Source organism: uncultured Tateyamaria sp. (genome assembly GCF_947503705.1).
Classification (GTDB): Bacteria; Pseudomonadota; Alphaproteobacteria; order Rhodobacterales; family Rhodobacteraceae; genus Tateyamaria.
On record NZ_CANNES010000003.1, the window covers coordinates 212,115 to 228,976 of the forward strand.

Annotated in this window: 17 protein-coding genes; 9 read left to right on the forward strand and 8 right to left on the reverse strand. The window is 62.9% G+C overall.

Annotated features, from left to right (window positions below):
* Positions 1–78: 78 nt before the first annotated feature.
* The 3 genes from Q1A44_RS09680 to Q1A44_RS09690 all read right to left on the reverse strand — a co-directional run bounded on the left by Q1A44_RS09680 (position 79) and on the right by Q1A44_RS09690 (position 2,195).
* On the reverse strand, positions 79–609 hold the full coding sequence (locus Q1A44_RS09680; protein WP_299623636.1) for an adenine phosphoribosyltransferase: 531 nt from the start codon (positions 607–609) through the stop codon (positions 79–81).
* Positions 606–1,241 (reverse strand): LysE family translocator, encoded by a 636-nt coding sequence (locus Q1A44_RS09685; protein WP_299623639.1) that lies wholly within the window; start codon positions 1,239–1,241, stop codon positions 606–608. The genes Q1A44_RS09680 and Q1A44_RS09685 overlap by 4 nt, the downstream gene beginning before the upstream one ends.
* Before the next feature lie 81 nt (positions 1,242–1,322).
* Positions 1,323–2,195 carry an S-methyl-5'-thioadenosine phosphorylase gene (locus tag Q1A44_RS09690; RefSeq protein WP_299623642.1) on the reverse strand — a complete coding sequence of 291 codons (873 nt, stop codon included), beginning with the start codon at positions 2,193–2,195 and terminating at the stop codon, positions 1,323–1,325.
* Between the two features lie 273 nt (positions 2,196–2,468).
* Here Q1A44_RS09690 and Q1A44_RS09695 point away from each other — a divergent pair, with 273 nt between their 5' ends.
* The 4 genes from Q1A44_RS09695 to Q1A44_RS09710 are packed head-to-tail and all read left to right on the forward strand — an operon-like array spanning position 2,469 to position 9,400.
* Positions 2,469–4,529 (forward strand): hypothetical protein, encoded by a 2,061-nt coding sequence (locus Q1A44_RS09695; protein WP_299623645.1) that lies wholly within the window; start codon positions 2,469–2,471, stop codon positions 4,527–4,529.
* A 14-nt stretch (positions 4,530–4,543) separates the two neighbouring features.
* Positions 4,544–5,374: a hypothetical protein gene (locus Q1A44_RS09700; protein WP_299623648.1), complete on the forward strand. Its 831-nt coding sequence runs from the start codon at positions 4,544–4,546 to the stop codon at positions 5,372–5,374.
* A gap of 40 nt (positions 5,375–5,414) precedes the next feature.
* Entirely contained in the window at positions 5,415–7,382 is a 1,968-nt protein-coding gene (locus Q1A44_RS09705) for a hypothetical protein (RefSeq protein WP_299623651.1), read from the forward strand.
* The gene (locus tag Q1A44_RS09710) at positions 7,382–9,400 is read left to right on the forward strand and encodes a peptidoglycan-binding protein (RefSeq protein WP_299623654.1); all 2,019 of its coding nucleotides are present in this window, start codon (positions 7,382–7,384) and stop codon (positions 9,398–9,400) included. The genes Q1A44_RS09705 and Q1A44_RS09710 overlap by 1 nt, the downstream gene beginning before the upstream one ends.
* 11 nt (positions 9,401–9,411) lie before the next feature.
* On the opposite strand, the gene Q1A44_RS09715 is transcribed toward Q1A44_RS09710, so the two are convergent.
* Positions 9,412–10,245 (reverse strand): LuxR C-terminal-related transcriptional regulator, encoded by an 834-nt coding sequence (locus tag Q1A44_RS09715; RefSeq protein ID WP_299623657.1) that lies wholly within the window; start codon positions 10,243–10,245, stop codon positions 9,412–9,414.
* Positions 10,246–10,424: 179 nt separating this feature from the next.
* Between Q1A44_RS09715 and Q1A44_RS09720 the strand changes: the two genes are divergently transcribed.
* Genes Q1A44_RS09720 through Q1A44_RS09730 form a run of 3 tightly spaced genes read left to right on the forward strand, consistent with a single transcriptional unit; the run spans position 10,425 to position 12,564 of the window.
* Positions 10,425–10,838, forward strand: a complete 414-nt coding sequence (locus Q1A44_RS09720) for an ester cyclase (RefSeq protein WP_299623661.1) — start codon at positions 10,425–10,427, stop codon at positions 10,836–10,838.
* Positions 10,838–12,010, forward strand: a complete 1,173-nt coding sequence (locus tag Q1A44_RS09725) for a CynX/NimT family MFS transporter (RefSeq protein WP_299623664.1) — start codon at positions 10,838–10,840, stop codon at positions 12,008–12,010. The genes Q1A44_RS09720 and Q1A44_RS09725 overlap by 1 nt, the downstream gene beginning before the upstream one ends.
* 2 nt (positions 12,011–12,012) lie before the next feature.
* A complete protein-coding gene (locus Q1A44_RS09730; RefSeq protein WP_299623667.1) occupies positions 12,013–12,564 on the forward strand; it encodes an amino acid synthesis family protein in 552 nt (183 codons plus the stop codon).
* Between the two features lie 16 nt (positions 12,565–12,580).
* Here Q1A44_RS09730 and Q1A44_RS09735 read toward each other — a convergent pair whose 3' ends face one another.
* Both Q1A44_RS09735 and Q1A44_RS09740 read right to left on the reverse strand, forming a co-directional pair.
* Positions 12,581–12,949: a GFA family protein gene (locus Q1A44_RS09735; protein WP_366942599.1), complete on the reverse strand. Its 369-nt coding sequence runs from the start codon at positions 12,947–12,949 to the stop codon at positions 12,581–12,583.
* A 241-nt stretch (positions 12,950–13,190) separates the two neighbouring features.
* Complete coding sequence (locus Q1A44_RS09740; RefSeq protein WP_299623674.1) at positions 13,191–13,643, reverse strand: Lrp/AsnC family transcriptional regulator; 453 nt, start codon at positions 13,641–13,643, stop codon at positions 13,191–13,193.
* Positions 13,644–13,745: 102 nt separating this feature from the next.
* Here Q1A44_RS09740 and Q1A44_RS09745 point away from each other — a divergent pair, with 102 nt between their 5' ends.
* Together Q1A44_RS09745 and Q1A44_RS09750 are read left to right on the forward strand one after the other, a co-directional pair.
* Positions 13,746–14,423, forward strand: coding sequence for an AzlC family ABC transporter permease (locus Q1A44_RS09745; RefSeq protein WP_299623676.1), 678 nt, complete (start codon positions 13,746–13,748; stop codon positions 14,421–14,423).
* Positions 14,420–14,716: an AzlD domain-containing protein gene (locus Q1A44_RS09750; protein ID WP_299623679.1), complete on the forward strand. Its 297-nt coding sequence runs from the start codon at positions 14,420–14,422 to the stop codon at positions 14,714–14,716. The genes Q1A44_RS09745 and Q1A44_RS09750 overlap by 4 nt, the downstream gene beginning before the upstream one ends.
* A 29-nt stretch (positions 14,717–14,745) precedes the next feature.
* Here Q1A44_RS09750 and Q1A44_RS09755 read toward each other — a convergent pair whose 3' ends face one another.
* Together Q1A44_RS09755 and Q1A44_RS09760 are read right to left on the reverse strand one after the other, a co-directional pair.
* Entirely contained in the window at positions 14,746–15,303 is a 558-nt protein-coding gene (locus Q1A44_RS09755; protein WP_299623682.1) for a dTDP-4-dehydrorhamnose 3,5-epimerase family protein, read from the reverse strand.
* 49 nt (positions 15,304–15,352) lie between these two features.
* On the reverse strand, positions 15,353–16,660 hold the full coding sequence (locus Q1A44_RS09760; RefSeq protein ID WP_299623685.1) for a glycosyltransferase family A protein: 1,308 nt from the start codon (positions 16,658–16,660) through the stop codon (positions 15,353–15,355).
* Positions 16,661–16,862: the final 202 nt, after the last annotated feature.

Genomic DNA, 16,862 nt, shown 5'->3' on the forward strand with positions numbered 1-16,862 from the left:
TTTCGGGCTGCGCCCGAAAAGGCACCCACCCACCACCCCTTTTGCCGCCCTGCTCCATCCGTTGTGCGGGGGGATGGGTCAGAGCCCCTCGAACGCGCAGAGCGCGGTGACATCCATGCCCATTGCTTCGAGCTTTTGTCGCCCGCCCAGATCGGGCAGGTCGATGACAAAGGCGCAGGACACGATCTCGCCCCCGAGCCGTTCGATCAGCTTGATCCCCGCCTCGGCGGTGCCGCCGGTGGCCAGCAGGTCGTCGACCACCAGGATCTTTTCGCCCGCCTGGATTGCGTCGTCATGCAGTTCGACCACGGCCTCGCCATATTCCAGCGTATAGGCCTGACTGATCGTGGCGCCGGGCAATTTGCCCTTTTTGCGGATTGGCACGAAACCCACCGACAATTGGTGCGCGATGGCCCCGCCCAGTATGAAGCCCCGCGCCTCTAGCCCCACCACCTTGTCGATCTGCATGCCCGCATAGGGATGCAGCATCTGGTCAATGGCCATCCGGAACCCGCGTGGGTCGGCAAACAGGGTGGTGACATCGCGAAACATGATCCCTTCGTGGGGGAAGTCGACGATGGTGCGTATATAGTCCTGAACGGTTTTCATGTCGCTCTCCGAAGGGTTGCAGTCAGAAGGCCCATGCCCACCAACGTGGCCCCGCCTGTGCGCGTCAACCACATCTGGACCGATGGCCGCGTGATCCGCGACCGCATGGCGTTGGCGGCCAGCGCAAAGACCAGCGCGTTGAGCCCGGCGATGATGACAAAGGTAGCGATGAGGATGGTGGCCTGAGGCGCAAAAGCCGCCTCGGGCTGGATGAATTGCGGCACGAAGGCCACGAAGAAGGTGTTGGATTTGGGGTTGAGGGCCGTGACTGTCGTGAGGTCGCGGAAAACCTTGGCGGGCCGTTGTCCCGATGGGTGCCGCATCAGGTCGGTCTGTTGGCTGGGCCTGCGCGCGCTGAGCAGCATCTTGACCCCCAGATAGACCAGATAGGCCGCCCCCACCCATTTCAGGATGTTGAAGGCCACCGCCGAGGTCAAAAAGAGCGCGCCCAGCCCGATCACCGAGAGTGTCATGGCGATAAGGTCGCCTGTGGCCACGCCGAGGGCCGAGGCCACTGCCACCCGCCGCCCCTGGGACAGCGCATAGCTGAGCACCATCATAAGTGTCGGCCCCGGGATCACCAAAAGTGCAGTGGAAGCGGCGACAAAGGCCAGCCAGAGATCGAGGGGCATGATGGGGTTCCTTGTGTTTTGCTTAAAAAGACATGGGCGCGCGTCTGCGTCGAGGTGAAATCTGTGATTGCCCCGGGGACGTCAGAGCAAACGGCCCGCCACCGCGTCAAGTTTGGCCATGAGGGCGGGGTCACGCGCCTCGGGTGCGGTCAGGATGGCGTATTCAAGCGCCCGGTCGCAGCCATGCGGGCAGGGTGCCCGATCGGCCCCGAGCAGGTCAGGCAGCCGTCGCACCATGTCGCGCCCCTTGTCGGCATTGCCCATCAGGGTCTGGATGATTTGCGTGACATCGACCTCGCCGTGGTCGGGGTGCCAGCTGTCATAATCGGTGATCATGGCGACGCTCGCATAGCACAGCTCGGCCTCGCGGGCGAGTTTGGCCTCGGGCATGTTGGTCATTCCGATCACATCCGCGCCCCAGCTTTCGCGGTACATCTTGCTTTCGGCCAGGGTGGAGAATTGCGGCCCTTCCATGGCCAGATAAGTGCCCCCGTCATGCACCGTGATCCCCGCATCAATTGCGGCCGCCAGGCAGGCCGCTGACAGCCGGGGGCAGGTGGGGTGCGCGACGCTCACATGGGCCACGCAGCCGGTGCCGAAAAAGGATTTTTCGCGGGCGAACGTCCGGTCAATGAATTGATCCACAACGACAAAATCGCCCGGCGCCATTTCCTCGCGAAAGCTTCCGCAGGCGGAGATCGAGATCACATCCGTAACCCCGAGCCGTTTGAGCGCGTCGATATTGGCCCGGTAGGGCACGGTGGTCGGCGCATGCACATGGCCGCGCCCGTGCCGGGGCAGAAACACCATGTCCACCCCGCTGAGCCGCCCGGTCAGAAGCTGATCCGACGGTGCCCCCCACGGCGTGTCGACCGTGACCCAATCGGCCCCTTCCAGCCCGTCAATGTCGTAAATGCCGGAGCCGCCGATCACGGCAATCTTGGTGTGGGTCATGGCGGGGCCTCGTGTTTGAAAATCTCGGTTCGGACACACGGAAAACCAGCCCGAAAAGCCCTTGCACCATGCGTACACAACCCGTGCACCGGCTGTACACCCCCACCGCGCGCTTGATCGTGCAGGGATATTACCGGGACAGGATCGGCTGGCGTATTGCTGTGCTCTGCCCGCGGGCAAAAGAGAAAAGATTTGCGATATTATGCAACCTGACGTAGCGTTGTGCCGTTAAAAAAGACATTTTTGAAACGAGAGTTCATTTTGGCCGTCCCGGTGACATTGATACCTGTGGCCTTGTCCGCAGTGCGCAGCCTGGTGTTGCTGCGTGGGCGCGTGATCGACATCAAAGACCGCAAACGGCTCGATGATCCGCTGCCTGTGCTGCTGCCTGCCTTGCCGCCGACGCAGGTCGTCAACCCCACCAAAGACCCCGACCGGATGCGCGCGGCGTTTCGCGCCGACCCCGTCTTTCGCGCGGCGCTGGAGGTGCGGGGGCTGGAGGACAGCTTTGACGCCTTTGACAAGAATATCGATCCGCTGACCGGTGACGCGCTTGAGACCGAGCGCCATGCCGACATGTTCTGGCGCTTTATGGGGCTCTATTATCAGGTCGAACGTCAGGACAGCGTCGCGGGCTTGTCTGATATCGAGGTGGATGCGGGCGGCATTGACCGGTTTCTCGTCCGCTCTGCCGCAGCGGGGGGCGGGTCGTCGGGGGTGCAGATCCTGCGGGCAACAGCCGAGGTGCTGGTCGAGTTTCTGGGCGACAATGCCAGCATCTTTCTGGCGCGCTCTTCCAACAAGGTGATCCTGTCTTCTGTGCTGCGCGAGTTTGCCACGCGCACTGATCTGGAGCAGGACACCCCGAAACGCATTCTGAAGATCCTCGTGGGCTCTGTCGCGGTGGCGGCGGCGGATCATGGGACGGAGGCCACGGACAATCCGGCGGCGGCGATCCTGTTTGGGGCGTTGGGCCGGGCGCGGCAGGAATTCGGGGATGATTTCGTCATCCGAATCGCCTCGCATGAAGGGTTCACGACCGTTGTGTCGGATTGGATCGGGAGCCTTGCCGCCGACCCCTATCTGGTGGAGTTGCTGGCCGACGTCAAAGGGCTGGATGATGGCAGTTACGATCCGGCGGACCCCGGCACGCTGCCTGCGCGTTTGCAGCCGGTGTTTGGCGCGTTGAAAAACACGCTGGGCGTGATTGGCCGCAATATCGGCACCGCCGAGCCGTTGTCGCAGGAACAGACTTTTCGCGACGTGTTTGGCGCGGTTCTGAGCGGGGTGACGCAGAACTCGGGCGCGCTTTTGGGTGAAAAGCTGGATGGCGACCGCTTTATGGCGTCGCTCTTGCAGGCGGTGATCACAACCGTGGGGCAGGCGGGTGCGGTGCAGAATAATGACCTGATTGCCCCGGTCTTTGCCGATCTGATGGCGCAGATGGCCGAAGTCTTGCCGACCCTTGGCCAGGACGCGGCGCTCAGTCGGGCCGAGGTGATCTTGCAGGATCTGGCCCTGCGCGTGACCTCGGGCGAGACGCAGGCCGTGCTGGCCGAGTTGGAGGATGCGGGCGGCGCGCGCTTTGCCCGGGCGCTGATGATCGAGGTGTTTACAATCGCCGGGCAGCGGTCCGATGTCTTGCTTGCGGGCGACAGTGAGCGTGTGCAGGCAGTGGCCCAGGCCCTTTTTGCGCAGATGCCGGACCTCTTGCGGACGGGCCTTGACCGCGATGGCGCGGTGCGGGTGTTCGAGGCGGTCATTGGCCAGCTTTATGCGGAGGACACACCGGATGGCGCTTTTGTGCTGGGGCTCTTGCCGCATCTGACGGGTCTGATGCGCGCGGTGGGTGAAGGTCGGCCCACGCTTGAAACCGACGCGGTCGAGGAGATCCTGGGTCTGCTTGTGGCCCGTTTGGCCAGTGATCGCCCCGTTTGGCAGCAACTGCATGAAGCGCAGCAATTGCCGGTGCTGATCGCGGCGATTGCCGCCGTTCTCAAGGGCGACGCGGTGCCCAAGACCCTGTCGGTGATGACGGTTCTGGAAATTGCCGATGAGACCCTGGGCATTTTCGCGCGCCACGGTCTGAAACTGTCTGATCTGGCCGCAGCAGCGGATGATCCGGAGGCGTTCCTGACCGAACGGGTCGAAGCCCTTTTGGGCCAGGCGGTCGAGGCGGCAGTGGCCAGGCTGGGCCGCGATGCCGGTGCGGATGATCTGGTGGACATCGTGCGCCGCATTCTGGCCGAAGCCTTGAAGGCCGATGACCCCATGGCGTTGTCTGCCGCCGATCTGGCCGCCGTGATTGAGGCCGCCATAGCTGAATTGAGATGACGGGAGGACCGAAGATGACACGTATCATGCTGGTGCTGACGCTTGTGACCGGGATTGTCGGCTGCACGGGGTTGCGCGGGGCCCTGAGTGACGCCGACCACGTGCGGGTGCGCGATGTGCAGGCGGTTTATGACGCGGACTTTCGCGCCGCAGTGGCCGCCGATGGGGTGGGCGTGGCCCCGGGTCGTTTTGCACGGACCCTGGCCGTCTTGCCCAGTGACACCAGCGGCCTCAGCCAGCCGGTGCGCGGCTTTTATACCTTGCTGGAAGGGCTGATCTATTTGCAGACCGGCCAATTGGGCCAAGCCAAGGCCATCGCCCCTGAGGTGACCGGGGCGGCGTCACGTCTGAACACGGGCGGCATTGCCGATCGCAATGCCATTATGGCCGAGAACTTTGCCGATCTGGTGGCCGCCCGCGAGGCAGAGGCGAGCCTTGCCAAGCTGAGCAGCAACAGTGCCGCCGACAATGCGCGGCGCGTGGCGGTGGTGCGCGATATCCAGACCCGGACCCGCGCGGTGACGGGCCGGTTGTGCAAGGCCGATGCGGGCGAGGGCGATGAGGGCAAGGCATTTGTCGCGGCCTATCAGGCCACGGCACTGGTGCAGGCAGACCGCGCCTTGCAACGCGCTTGTCTGCCTTTGGCGACCGATGCGGCGCTCTGTGCGGGCTTTCTGGGGGAACGCGCAAGTTTGCAGGACGCCCGTAATTTGATGGCCGCCTTTGGGGGGCCTCTGGCGGATGACAGCAGCCAGATTGCCCGCCTGCGCCGCGATATTGAACGTGAATTGATTGCCAACCAGGACGGGGCGCCATTGGGCCCTGCCCAGAGCCCGTGCGGCTGACGGACGGCCCGGACTGGTGACATAGCGAGAGGGAAAAGCCATGGAAACGCCCGCAGAGCTGAAGCAGCGTTTGTTCAAAGAGGCCCAGGCGATGGTGAGCTACATCGCGGACCGGGGCATCGGCAAGGAGTTGCCGGAGCCCACCGTTCTGGCCCTGCTTGATCTGGCCCCGGAAGACCGCGCCGCCGTGCCCATCGCCGACGTCATGGCCTTGCACCAAGGGTTGGCGCGTGCCGTGGCCCCGGCCTTTCCCGAGACCATCGAGAAACTGCACGAATACCGCATGATGCCTGGGTGGTTTCGACGCCTTGCGCCGCTGAACTCGATCTTGTGGTTGATCGTGGTTTCGGCTGTTTTGGTGCTTTTGTTCGGCTTTGGCCTGTCGGGGTGGAGCGACTTTAGCCCGGCGGATCGGGCGGGGGGCACACCACCGGCTGTTTCCGCGGTACCAGAGGCGGGGAGCGTGGGCCTGCCGCCTGTTGAGGTTGAGCTTGCGACCGAGCCGGAGCGCAACCCGTATTTCTTTCCCGTCATCGAATATCTGCATGGCCAATGCCGCTTTAGCGAAGAGGAGTTGATCGCATCCGCCGCAGGTCAGAACCAGGATTTGTTGCAGAGCCAGCGCGATGCCCTGATCAAGCAGCATTACGAGGATTGTCAGGCCGAGCGTCGTCCCATCCTGTTGCGTATCTTCCTGTTCTTTGGCGCTTTGGGGATGTTGGGCGCGGCCTATTCCTCGATCTATGACAGCTTTAGCTATATCCGCGAGGGCCGCTATGACATGCGGTTGGCCTCGACCTATTACGTGCGGATTTTCCTTGGCGGGTTCTCTGGTATCCTGCTGGCCGAGCCGCTGAGCGATTATCTCGATCAGGGCGTTTTGTCCTCGGCTTTGCTGGCCTTTATCGGCGGGTTCTCGGCCCAGTTGGTTTATGATTTGTTGACCAAGCTGGTGGATTCCGTGGCCAACATGTTCCGCGAGGATCGCCGCAAGGAGCGCCAGAGCATTCTGGCGCAGGCCGAATATGGCACATTGGGTGTGATCCAGCAGCATGATGCGGCACAGCGCGAGGAGCTGGCCCGCATTCTGGCCGATGCCCAGCAAGAGCCGGATGCGGATCGCCGGGCGACCGTGATGCAGGAGAAAATCCTTGGCATCATGTCGGGCGAGACCCCGAACCCGGTGGCGGTGGGGCCGCAATTCACCGTCATTGAACGGTTGCAGCGGGCCCTTGGTCTGGCCGAGGTCAGCGTGCATGCCGCGCCGCTTTGGCCGGATGCGGCCCCCGGCGCTGTTGCGGCGGCCACGGCGGCGCAGACCGCCCTGCGCGATGCGTTGGAAAAACTGCAGGCCAGCGCAGGTGCGCCGCAGGATCTGGCGACGGCGCGTGCCGCGTTGGACCGTGTGGGGGGCGGTGATCTTGCCACAGCCGCTTTGACCGCTGCGATGGACGCGTTGCGGGGCGCGCTGAGCGGCCCGGCCTTGCGCGCCACGGCCAAGGGCGCGCTGGCGGCCAGCATTCACGTGGACGAGCCGTCGCTGCGCCGCTGGCGTCACGTGGCCTACCAGGCGGCCAGCCCAACGATCGCCTTGCTGCGTGATGTGGCCCCGGACGATCTGGGCAGTGGTCTGGCCTTGCCCGGTGGTGGCGAGATCACGGTGCAAGAGATGCTGACCCAGGATGCCGAAGCCCTTTTTGCCCGACCGGGCGGATTTGGGGATCGCGCGGGCTTTGATGCGGCCTATGAGGCGTGGATCGATGCCGCTGTTCGTCGCCTGCTGGCGGCGGAGTGGAATGCGACCCTTGCCCCGGTCACCGGCAGTGCGATGGACGGCGCGGCGTTGGTCAGTGCGTTGTCGCAGGTGTCTTCTGACGTGGCGGCGCGTGGCGGGCTGCAACGGCTGGAGCTGTTGAGCGGTGCGGTGCCCAAGACCACGGACCCCGAGGCGACGCTGGCCCGCCTGATGGCGCTGGTCGATACGCAACTGGCGGGGGAGGCAAGCTGATGTTGGGCGCGTTTTCCAGACTGTTGAAATACGAACTGCCCATGATGCAGGGCGACGATGTGCAAAACGTGCAAGAGGCGCTGGCCCTGCAAGGGGTGCTGCATGCATCGGGGGCGGATGGGCTGTTTGGCCCGGGCACCAAAAGTGCGGTCGAGGCCTTTCAGCGCCAGCATGGGTTGGGCGTGGACGGCATTGTCGGGCGCAACACGCATGACACCCTGGCCACCTTGGTGGGCGGCGGGAGTGCCGGTAGTGGTGGCGGGGGCGGCAGGGCCGGGTCCGAGCCGGTGACACCTGTTGCAGGTCTGGAGGGCCGTGCGGTGCCTGCCGACTGGATGCCTGCCGCGTCGATGAAACGGATCATCCTGCACTGGACCGGTGGTGCCTATGACCCCAGCGGTGTGGACAAGAAACATTATCATCTATTGATCGACGGCGACGGCCAGCTGCATCGCGGCAATCATCCGATCACCGCCAATGTGCCCCCGCTGAGCAGTGGCGGCTATGCGGCCCATACCAAAAGCTGCAACAGCCATTCGATTGGTCTGTCCTTGTGTTCGATGGGCGGTGACGCGCGTGAAAACCCGTTCCGTCCCGGCCCGTTTCCGATCACGCGCGCGCAGTGGGCCGTGATGGATCAGGTCGTGGCCGAGCTGTGCCTGCGTTACGGCATCGAGGTGTCGCGCGAAACGGTTCTGGGCCATGGCGAAGTGCAGGCCAATCTGGGCATCACCCAGAATGGCAAGTGGGACCCGATGGCGGTGGAGTGGGACCCTGGCCGCCCCTACCGGGAAGTCGGAGATGGTATTCGCGCGCGGGTTGCAGGCATTCTGGACGCGCTCAAGCACCCGACGGCGGTGATCATCGACGCCGATGCCGAGACCGAAGTTGTGCCAACCGAAACCGTCACCGTGGATGGGGAGCCGCTGCGCGGTGCCGCCTTTGACGGGCGGATCTGGCTGGACCTGAACCATCTGGTGACCCATTTTGGCTGGGATGCGCCGGTCATCGACGAGAAAGATGGCGTTGCCATGATCTCTGACCCGGCGCTGCGCTTTGCGATTGTGCGCACGACGGGGGCGGATGGTTTTGATCTGACCTGGGTCGAGGTGGCCGAGGTCAGCGAACGGCTGGGGTTGATCCTGCGCGAGGATGCGCGGGGTGACCTGCACCTGGAGACGCCAAGTGATGCGCCCGAAAAGGTGATCGTCAAGCGGGGACAGACCCTGTCACAGATCGCACAGCTTCACCTGGGCGACGCCAACCGCTGGACCGAGTTGCGGATGGAGGATGGCACCCCCTTTGATGAGGAGAGCGCCAAACGGCTGAAAGTGGGGGCAGTGGTTTTGCTGCCTGCGGGCCAGGACGCAGCCAAGCGGGCGGCTGCCAGCCCCGGCACGCGGCTCAAGGTCGACGAGATTGCCCAGATTGCCGAGCGGATTGCCAAGCTGGAGGGCGGTGGCGCCACCATGCGCAAGACCCGTGCGGGCGCTGTCGACGCCATCCTGCGCGCCTGTGTCGAAAACAAGGTCAACGACCTGTCGCATCAGGCCTATATCCTGGCCACAGCCTATCACGAGACCAATCTGGGCCAGTTCATGAAAGAGCTTTGGGGGCCGACGGCGATCCAGAAAACCTATGGTCACCGCCTTGGAAATCGCGGACCGGCGGAGGGCAAGCTTTTCATGGGGCGTGGGTTTGTCCAGATCACAGGTCGCAATAACTATCAGAAATACAGTGACATTTTCCGACAGGATTTTGTCGGCAACCCCGATCTGGTGGCTGATCCCAAGATCGCGGCGCAGATATTGGTGCGCGGCATGGCCGAGTTCGGATTTACTGGCAAGGGTCTGTTGTCTGACATGGGGCTGGATGGCGATTTTGACTGGTTCAACGCCCGCAGCCTGATCAATGGCGACAAGAACAAGGGCGGCGATCAACGCTATCCCGGTCAGACCAAGGGCCATGGGATTGCCGACAAGGGACGTGCCTATCGCCAGATCATTGCGATGATCTGAGGCGCTTTGTCTTATGCGCTGCCCGGCTCCGCCGACCGTTGGGCGGCTTGTAGCGCCCTGATCATGCGCGCGTTTTCCAGTGCGATGACGCTTTGCGCGGCAAAAAGCTGGGCCAATCGGGTCGTGTCGTCGGAAAAAGGGCGCACCGTCTGACGGTAGATCGTAAAGGCCCCCACCAGCCGGTCACCTGCCAGCATCGGGATCGCCACAAAGGACCGCGCCCCGCCCAGATCGGCCGTGGCAAAGCGCAAGGGGTCGTCGCTTTGGTAGATCGCCTCGGATTTGACGTCGATGATGTTGACGATACTTTGCTGCGCGACCATCCGGCCCAGGCCGGTTTGCGCACTGACGGCAAAGACGCCCTGATCCTCAAGCCAGGATTTGAACGCGCCCGGGATGCCCGCGCTGTGGTTCGCGACAAAGCGCTGGGCGTCGCGATATTCGAACAGGATGCCAAATTCGGCGTCACATAATTCAAGCGCATAGTTCAGGATCAGTGGCATCACCGCGTCCAGATCGCCCTGTGCCGTGCCGATGATCCGCAGCACCTCGCCCAGAGCCTTTTCGCGGCTAGTTGCCTCTTCGAGGCTCAGTGCCAGTTCAGAGACCACCATGGCCATTTCGTCCTGGCTGCGCGGTGGTGCGGCGGCGGCGGCCCCGTTGAGCCGGGTGGCCAGGTCGAGTTTCGAGGACACGTCAAGCTTGCGGTAGATCGTGGCCAGATGGGTGCGTACCGTGCTGGGCGCGATGCCAAGGGTGCCTGCGATGGTCTGGTAGGTTTGCCCACCGGCGTAGAATTGGGCGATCTGCAATTCTCTTTGGCTGAGGCCTGTTTGATCCGCCACGCTGTTTCCTTCATCGCCTGCGACCTGATGCCAAGCGTGGCCAGAAGCGGGGCGAAACGCAATCCTGCAAATGCTGTAGATCGCGTACTGCACCTGCGCGTCTGAATTTAAAGCATTTGCGGGATAGGCCGTGGTCGCGTTCTGGTGCAGACTGCGCAGGTATTGAAAAGGGACACACCATGACGGATTTTGAGACTGCCAAAGCGTTTTTCGAAGCTTGCGAGACCGGTAAGGGCTGGGACGTGTGCAAGGCCTGGTGCCAGGACGATGCCGGTTTTGCCTGCCAGGCGGATGCGTTGGCCGATGTAACGACCCTGGCGGCCTATGCCGACTGGATGAAGGGGCTTTTGACCCCGGTGCCTGACGGTCGCTATGTACTGACCGCCTTTGCAGCCGATGCGGAACGGGGCACGGTTGTCGCGGCGGCCGAATTTCACGGGACCCAGACCGGCGAGGGTGGCCCGGTGCCGCCCACGGGCAAGGCGGTGGTGTCGGATTACGCCTATGTCATGCGCCTTGAGGGCGGCAAGATCAGTCACATGACCAAGATCTGGAACGACGTGCACGCGCTGCGCGGTCTTGGCTGGACCTGATGCGCTGGCGCATGCTGGGCCTGTTGTTTCTGGCCCGCATTGCGCTTGGGTTTCAGTTTCAGACTGTGGCCTCTGTCGGTGACGATCTGGTGGTGGCCTTTGGTCTGGACTACGTCGCCATCGGGTTTCTGATCGGTCTGTTCATGGCGCCGGGCCTTTTTCTGGCGATCCCGGCGGGCTATTGGGGCGGCTATGTGACTGACCGCCTGATGGTGGTGTTTGGCCTTGGCGCTTTGGCCCTTGGGGGGCTTGTGTCGTCGGTAGCGGTGGATGGGTTTATGATCGGGGCCGGGCGCGTGCTGTCGGGGGCCGGTTTTCTCTTTGCGAACCTGTATTTCACCAAGATGGTTGCCGATTGGTTTGAAGGCCACGAGATCGCGACGGCCATGGGTATTTTCGTGATGAGTTGGCCGCTGGGCATTGCCATGGGGCAGGTGGGCCATGCCTGGCTGGCAGTGGCTTATGGGTGGCATATCCCGTTTCAGGTAGCGTCGCTCCATTGCCTGGCGGCGGCCCTGTCCGTCTTTGCGTTTTATCGCGTGCCGCAGGCTTTGCCCCGCGCAACCGGGGGGGCGGCGGCCGTGTTGACCGGGCAGGAGTGGCGTCTGCTGCTTTGCGCGGCAACGGCCTGGGCCGTGTTCAATGCAGCTTACGTCATCTACCTCGCCTTTGGTCCCAAGGTGCTGGAGGGGCTGGGCCACACGGCTATCGCGGCGGCGGGCATCATCAGCATCGGCAGTTGGATCATGACCGCTTCGGGGGCCGCCTGCGGGCAGGTGGTGGACCGTTTTGGCGGGCGCAGCCTTGTCCTGACGCTCTGTATGGCGGGGGCCTGTGTGGCCCTGTTGTTGCTGAGCGTGCCAGGGGCGGGCCTTGGGGCCAGTGTCCTTTTTGGGCTGGTGGGCATGGCCCCGGCGGGGGTCATCATGGCCATGGCGGGCCAAGCGATGCGGCCACAGGTGCGGGCCTTTGGCATGGGGATCTTTTTCACCATCTATTACGCCATCATGCTGGTGACCCCCCCGGTTGCGGGTGCGCTTTTGGATGCGACGGGGGATTCGCGCGCACCGATATGGCTGGCGGTTGCCCTTTTTGCCTTTGTTGTGCCGCTTGGCTTTGTTTTTCAACATATCAAGGGGCGAACCACCCCCGGCCTGCATCAGAAAGCGTGACCATGGACGTCAGAAAAACACTGTTTATCAAAGAGATCATCCATTCGGACGAGATAGGCACCCCTTGTGTGCCAATTACGCGGGTGGCGGGGATGGCGGTCGTGCGAAACCCGTTTGCAGGGCTGCATCAGGCGGATCTGTCGCCGCTTTTCGAGGTGGCGGCGCGGCTGGGCGACAGTCTGACCACTGAGCTGGTGGCGATGCTGGGCGGCGCGCCCCTGTGTTATGGCAAGGCGGCCCTTGTCGGCACGCTGGGCGCGATGGAGCATGGGGCCGCCGTGTTGCACCCGACGCTGGGCAAGCCGGTGCGTGCGGCTGTGGGCGGGGGCGCGTCCCTGATGCCGTCAAACCACAAGGTGGGCGCGTTGGGCAGTAGCATTGATCTGCCCTTGGGCCACAAGGACGAGGCGTGGTCTTTTGATCATATTGACACGATGACCCTGAGCGTGGCGGATGGGCCGCGCGCGGATGAAATTGTGCTCTGTATCGGGCTGTCGGACGGGACGCGGGCCCATCCGCGCGTGGGCAAGGGGCCAAGTGGCGCCACGCTGTGACCTGCGGGCGCGGCGCTTAGCCTGCGCAGGGATCTTGGTCGCTGGTTTCGGTGTGGGGCAAAGCGTAATAATCGCCCTTCGCCTCCGTATGGATTTGTTTGACGATCTTCAACCGGGTTGGTCCGTCTAAACCGCCCGCGAAGAGGGACGTGACCGCGCGGTTTCCGGGCTGCCAGAACAACGGGCTGCCGCATGTGCCGCAAAATCCGCGTCGCGCCTTGTCTGAAGACTGATACCATGTCACGGCGCCGGAAATGGTCAAGCTGGCGGTCGCGGTCTGGGTCGCTGCCACATAGTGACCGCTGGTTTTTCGGCACTGAATACAATGACATGCGATGATCTGGCGCAGTGGGCCTGCGACGTTGTAGGTGATGGCACCGCACAAGCATCCGCCCTTGTGGTTCGTCATGGCCGCCTCCTGTTTTCATAGCCGGTCATAGGCAACGGTAGGTGCTTTGCCCTTAGTCGGACCATTACGCGACGACCAAGTGCGGCCGCTTGCGACATGGCGGTATTGCACCATAACCGGCCCGAAACCGGGCCCATGGCGTGGATCATCTGTTAGATTGATGAGTGCGGGAGATTGACTGGCTGCGTCCGGGCGTGTGGCCGCCGGATATCCGATGTCACAGTGGTAATTCGGACGTGGCCTTTTCCGTCGATACCACTATGGAGGTGCGAAATTTCCGCACATTCTTGTCGGCAAAGAAAAAGCGGTGGGTAAAGGCCTCGTAACCGGCGATGTCCTTGGCCATGACGATCAGAATGAAATCGGCCTCGCCCGCGATGCAATAGAAATGGGTGACTTGCGGGTCTGCGCGGGCCTTGCGCTTGAAAGCGTCGATCTGGTCCAGCCTGTCACGTTCCAGTTCGACCGACACGATGGCCGTGATACCCAGGCCCACCTGTTTGGGGTCGAGGATCGCCACGTCGCGCTGGATCACACCCGCGTCGCGCAGGGCACGCATCCGCCGCTGCACCGATGCGGTAGAGATGCCCGTAGCCTCGGCGAGGCTGTGAACGGGGGTCTTGGCATTGCGTTGCAACTGGTCAAGAAGTTTGCGGTCGGTGGAGTCCATGATCTGATTTTCCCTGAATGCGATGTTCAATGATGGGATCGCATCGCAATTATACGAATTTTTATATTCATCGCATCAAGGAAATCCCTTATCCCTTTGCCTATGAAACATGGTGCGCTTGCTGTTCTTCCCTTGGCCTTGGGTGCCGCCCTTTATGGCTTTGCCTTTGGGTTGTTGGCCGCCCAGGTCGGTTTCCCATGGTGGGGCGTTGGGGTGATGAGTGCCGCCGTGCATGCGGGATCATCGCAAATTGTCGCTGTTGAGCAGTTTGCCTCAACCCAGGCGGTGTTGGGGGCCGCATTGGCGGGGGCCGCGCTGAACCTGCGCTATGTGGGCATCGTGGCCTCATTGTCTGACGTGCTTGCTGGGCTGTCCTTGCGTGCCAAGATGGTGGCCATTCACATCACGGGCGACGAAAACTGGGCGCTGACCATGGCAGAGCGGGCCAAATCGCCCGATATCGGCGCCCGGTTTCTGATCGGGTCGGGGGCTGTGATGATCTGTGTCTGGACAGCATCGACCACGGCAGGCGCGCTTGCGGGCACGGTGCTGCCCGATCTGGAGCGGTTTGGCCTTGGCTTTGCCTTTACCGCCGCCTTTATCGCAATGGCGCGGGGCCTTTGGCGGGGGCGGGCGCAGGTGCTGCCCTGGGCCGTGGCGGGTTTGGCGACGATTGCCGTGGTTCTGCTGGGCCTTCCCAAAGCCTATGCCATCGTGGTGGGAACCGCCTGCGGGCTGGTTGTGTCCTTTGCGCTGCGTCGCCGGAGTGTGTTGGCATGACCGGCGCGCAATGGGCCGTGATCGGCATTCTGGCGCTGTCAGCCTTTGCCATCCGCCTTTTGGGCCTGATTGCGGGGGCCCGAATTCAGGCGTCGCGCCATGCATGGATGCTGGAGGATTTGCCGGGCCTGATCATTGTCAGTCTGGTTGCCGCCTCTCTTGCAGGAGCGCCGACGGGGACCTGGGCCGCCGCCTGTGTGGCCCTCGGGGTGGCAGTTGTGACCAATCATGTGATTGCCACGATGGTTCTGGGTGTCATTGCCTTTGCCGCGCTGGGCATGATCGGGTTTTGACCGGATGTGCCCGGGTTGCCGTGGTCGGATCACCAGCCTTTGGCATCCGGGCCAAAGTCGTATGGGATGAGCGGTGTGTCCAGCGGCAGGCGGATTTTGTCCGGGGCGCTGTGATCATATTGAATGGTGGGGAAGTTCACGACCAAGACCTCGGTGTCGCCGATATTGTGGTCGGCGTGCCAGACATTGCTGGGCACGCTGACGATCTTGGGTTGATCCTCGCTCAGCACGATTTTTGAGACTTTGCCATAGGTGCTGCTGTCTGGGCGCACGTCGTAGAGCACCAACTCCATCTCGCCCTTGAGCAGGAAATAGCGGTCTTCGTGACGCTGGTGCAGCCCCCATCCCTTGATGGCGCCGGGGCGGATTGAAAACTGGTAGACAAATTCAATCGGGTCGGGGTGCCAGTTCCAGCGCGTATCGAACATTTCGGTGACCGATCCGCGATCATCAATATGTTTGATCGAGGCTCGCTCGCGCATCCCGTCAGGCAATTGTCGGATCGGTACGCCGTCGTCTGATACGGTGCGTTCATCCGCGATGGCGGCGGCAATCGTCTTTTCGAGCAGGGACTCTGGTTTGGTCATATTACATCTTTATTCAAATAGCTGCCGCCGAGCCATTGCCCGTTTGCGCTTAGCGGTCAAGCGGGGGGCGTGCCTGGGTCAGCCAGGGCCGTTTGGCGGATGGCGTCTGGAAGGATTTGACCACGGATTGCGCATTTTGGAAATCCTGTCCGCTGCGCCACGCCTGCGGTGTGTCGTCCAGAATGACCTGGGCTGTTGCGGCATCACCCGCGCGCGCGGCCAGCACCGCCCTGAGCAACTGTGCGGGACGGGCCGTACCGTCCAACCGCGCTTCGAACAGGGCGACACCGGCCATCGCGGCATCGGGGAAGTCCTGGTTGAGCAGATGCAGCGCCTTGATCCAGCGGGGCCGCTGCGTGCCCAACATATCGACCAGCGCCTGTTCCTGCGCGGCGTCGCCCGGCGCACCCACGAGGCTCCGCAGCGTCAGCCAGGCCAATGTCGCCTGATCCAGTTGCGCGGCTGTCAGCGGCACATCCATCAAAGCGCCGTTGACGGCAATGTTGGGTGTCGCGTCCTGGTCCACCGGCCGCAACCCGGCCCGGTCAAAGGCCTCGGCCAGCGTCGCGCATTCGGCCCCGCCCGAAACGGCAAAGACGCGTGCGATGCGGTCATAGACGCTGGCTTTTTTGCGCAAGCTGTCCATAAAGCCAGGCCTGCCGATCCGGGCGAGCCAGGGCCCAAGCTCAACCGCGCGAAATTCGGGCGTTGCGCCAAAGCGTTTGTCGGTGTGGCTGGTCAGCTTGAGCGCGCCGCAGCGCATGGTGCTGGCAATCGACAGTTCCGGCAGGCGCATGAATTTGGCCCACATATACTGGTCTGATTGACCTTCCTCCCAGGGCGCATCTGTCCAGCCTTCGGGCAATTTGAGGTAGGTGTCGCGCCGGTAGCCCACATAGTTCAGACCGCTGGACACGTGTTTGCGGTTTTGCGCGGCGGCCCTGAATTCAGGTTTGCCATGGTTCAGCACGCCACTTTGCAAGCTGCCATCGGGCAGCAATCTGACCTCGGACTGGTTGACCCACTCCGCCTCGCGCAGGAGCGCGCCCATGATGTCCAGCTGATCCGGCGCCCAGAGGTCATCATCGCTGAGGTGGCAGACAACGTCGGCGTCGCTGTCGCGGATGATGGCGTCGCGATAGGTTTCGCCATAGCGGGGCCCTTTGGGATGGGGCACATAGCGGATGCGCGCATCCTGCGCTGTGAATTCGGCCGCGATCTGGTTCATACGCGGGGGCGCGCCGTCGCCCACGATGACCAGTTCCCAATCCTCGATCTGCTGGGCGCGCACACTGGCCACCGACATAAAGAGCGCGTCGGCGTGGTTATAGGTTGGACACAGGATCAGGTATTTCACGGCTGTAGCGCCTTTGTGATGCGTGATGATATGTGCGGGCGAGCGCGGTGTCGGAGTGTAGCGCGGCGCAGGTACAGAACCACACCTGCGGGCCTGTCACCAGATGGCACTCCGCGTGCTCTGTGCCTTCGCATCATCTGTGCCCCATTTGCTATGCTTTGCCTTCATAGCCGCCGCGCGCCCAGCACCCATGGCCATTGCT

Bases quoted from the DNA above. Each gene is read 5' to 3' on its own strand.
- Q1A44_RS09680 (WP_299623636.1), bottom strand. From the start codon at position 609: ATGAAAACCGTTCAGGACTATATACGCACCATCGTCGACTTCCCCCAC.
- Q1A44_RS09685 (WP_299623639.1), bottom strand. From the start codon at position 1,241: ATGCCCCTCGATCTCTGGCTGGCCTTTGTCGCCGCTTCCACTGCACTT.
- Q1A44_RS09690 (WP_299623642.1), bottom strand. From the start codon at position 2,195: ATGACCCACACCAAGATTGCCGTGATCGGCGGCTCCGGCATTTACGAC.
- Q1A44_RS09700 (WP_299623648.1), top strand. From the start codon at position 4,544: ATGACACGTATCATGCTGGTGCTGACGCTTGTGACCGGGATTGTCGGC.
- Q1A44_RS09705 (WP_299623651.1), top strand. From the start codon at position 5,415: ATGGAAACGCCCGCAGAGCTGAAGCAGCGTTTGTTCAAAGAGGCCCAG.
- Q1A44_RS09710 (WP_299623654.1), top strand. From the start codon at position 7,382: ATGTTGGGCGCGTTTTCCAGACTGTTGAAATACGAACTGCCCATGATG.
- Q1A44_RS09720 (WP_299623661.1), top strand. From the start codon at position 10,425: ATGACGGATTTTGAGACTGCCAAAGCGTTTTTCGAAGCTTGCGAGACC.
- Q1A44_RS09725 (WP_299623664.1), top strand. From the start codon at position 10,838: ATGCGCTGGCGCATGCTGGGCCTGTTGTTTCTGGCCCGCATTGCGCTT.
- Q1A44_RS09730 (WP_299623667.1), top strand. From the start codon at position 12,013: ATGGACGTCAGAAAAACACTGTTTATCAAAGAGATCATCCATTCGGAC.
- Q1A44_RS09740 (WP_299623674.1), bottom strand. From the start codon at position 13,643: ATGGACTCCACCGACCGCAAACTTCTTGACCAGTTGCAACGCAATGCC.
- Q1A44_RS09745 (WP_299623676.1), top strand. From the start codon at position 13,746: ATGAAACATGGTGCGCTTGCTGTTCTTCCCTTGGCCTTGGGTGCCGCC.
- Q1A44_RS09750 (WP_299623679.1), top strand. From the start codon at position 14,420: ATGACCGGCGCGCAATGGGCCGTGATCGGCATTCTGGCGCTGTCAGCC.
- Q1A44_RS09755 (WP_299623682.1), bottom strand. From the start codon at position 15,303: ATGACCAAACCAGAGTCCCTGCTCGAAAAGACGATTGCCGCCGCCATC.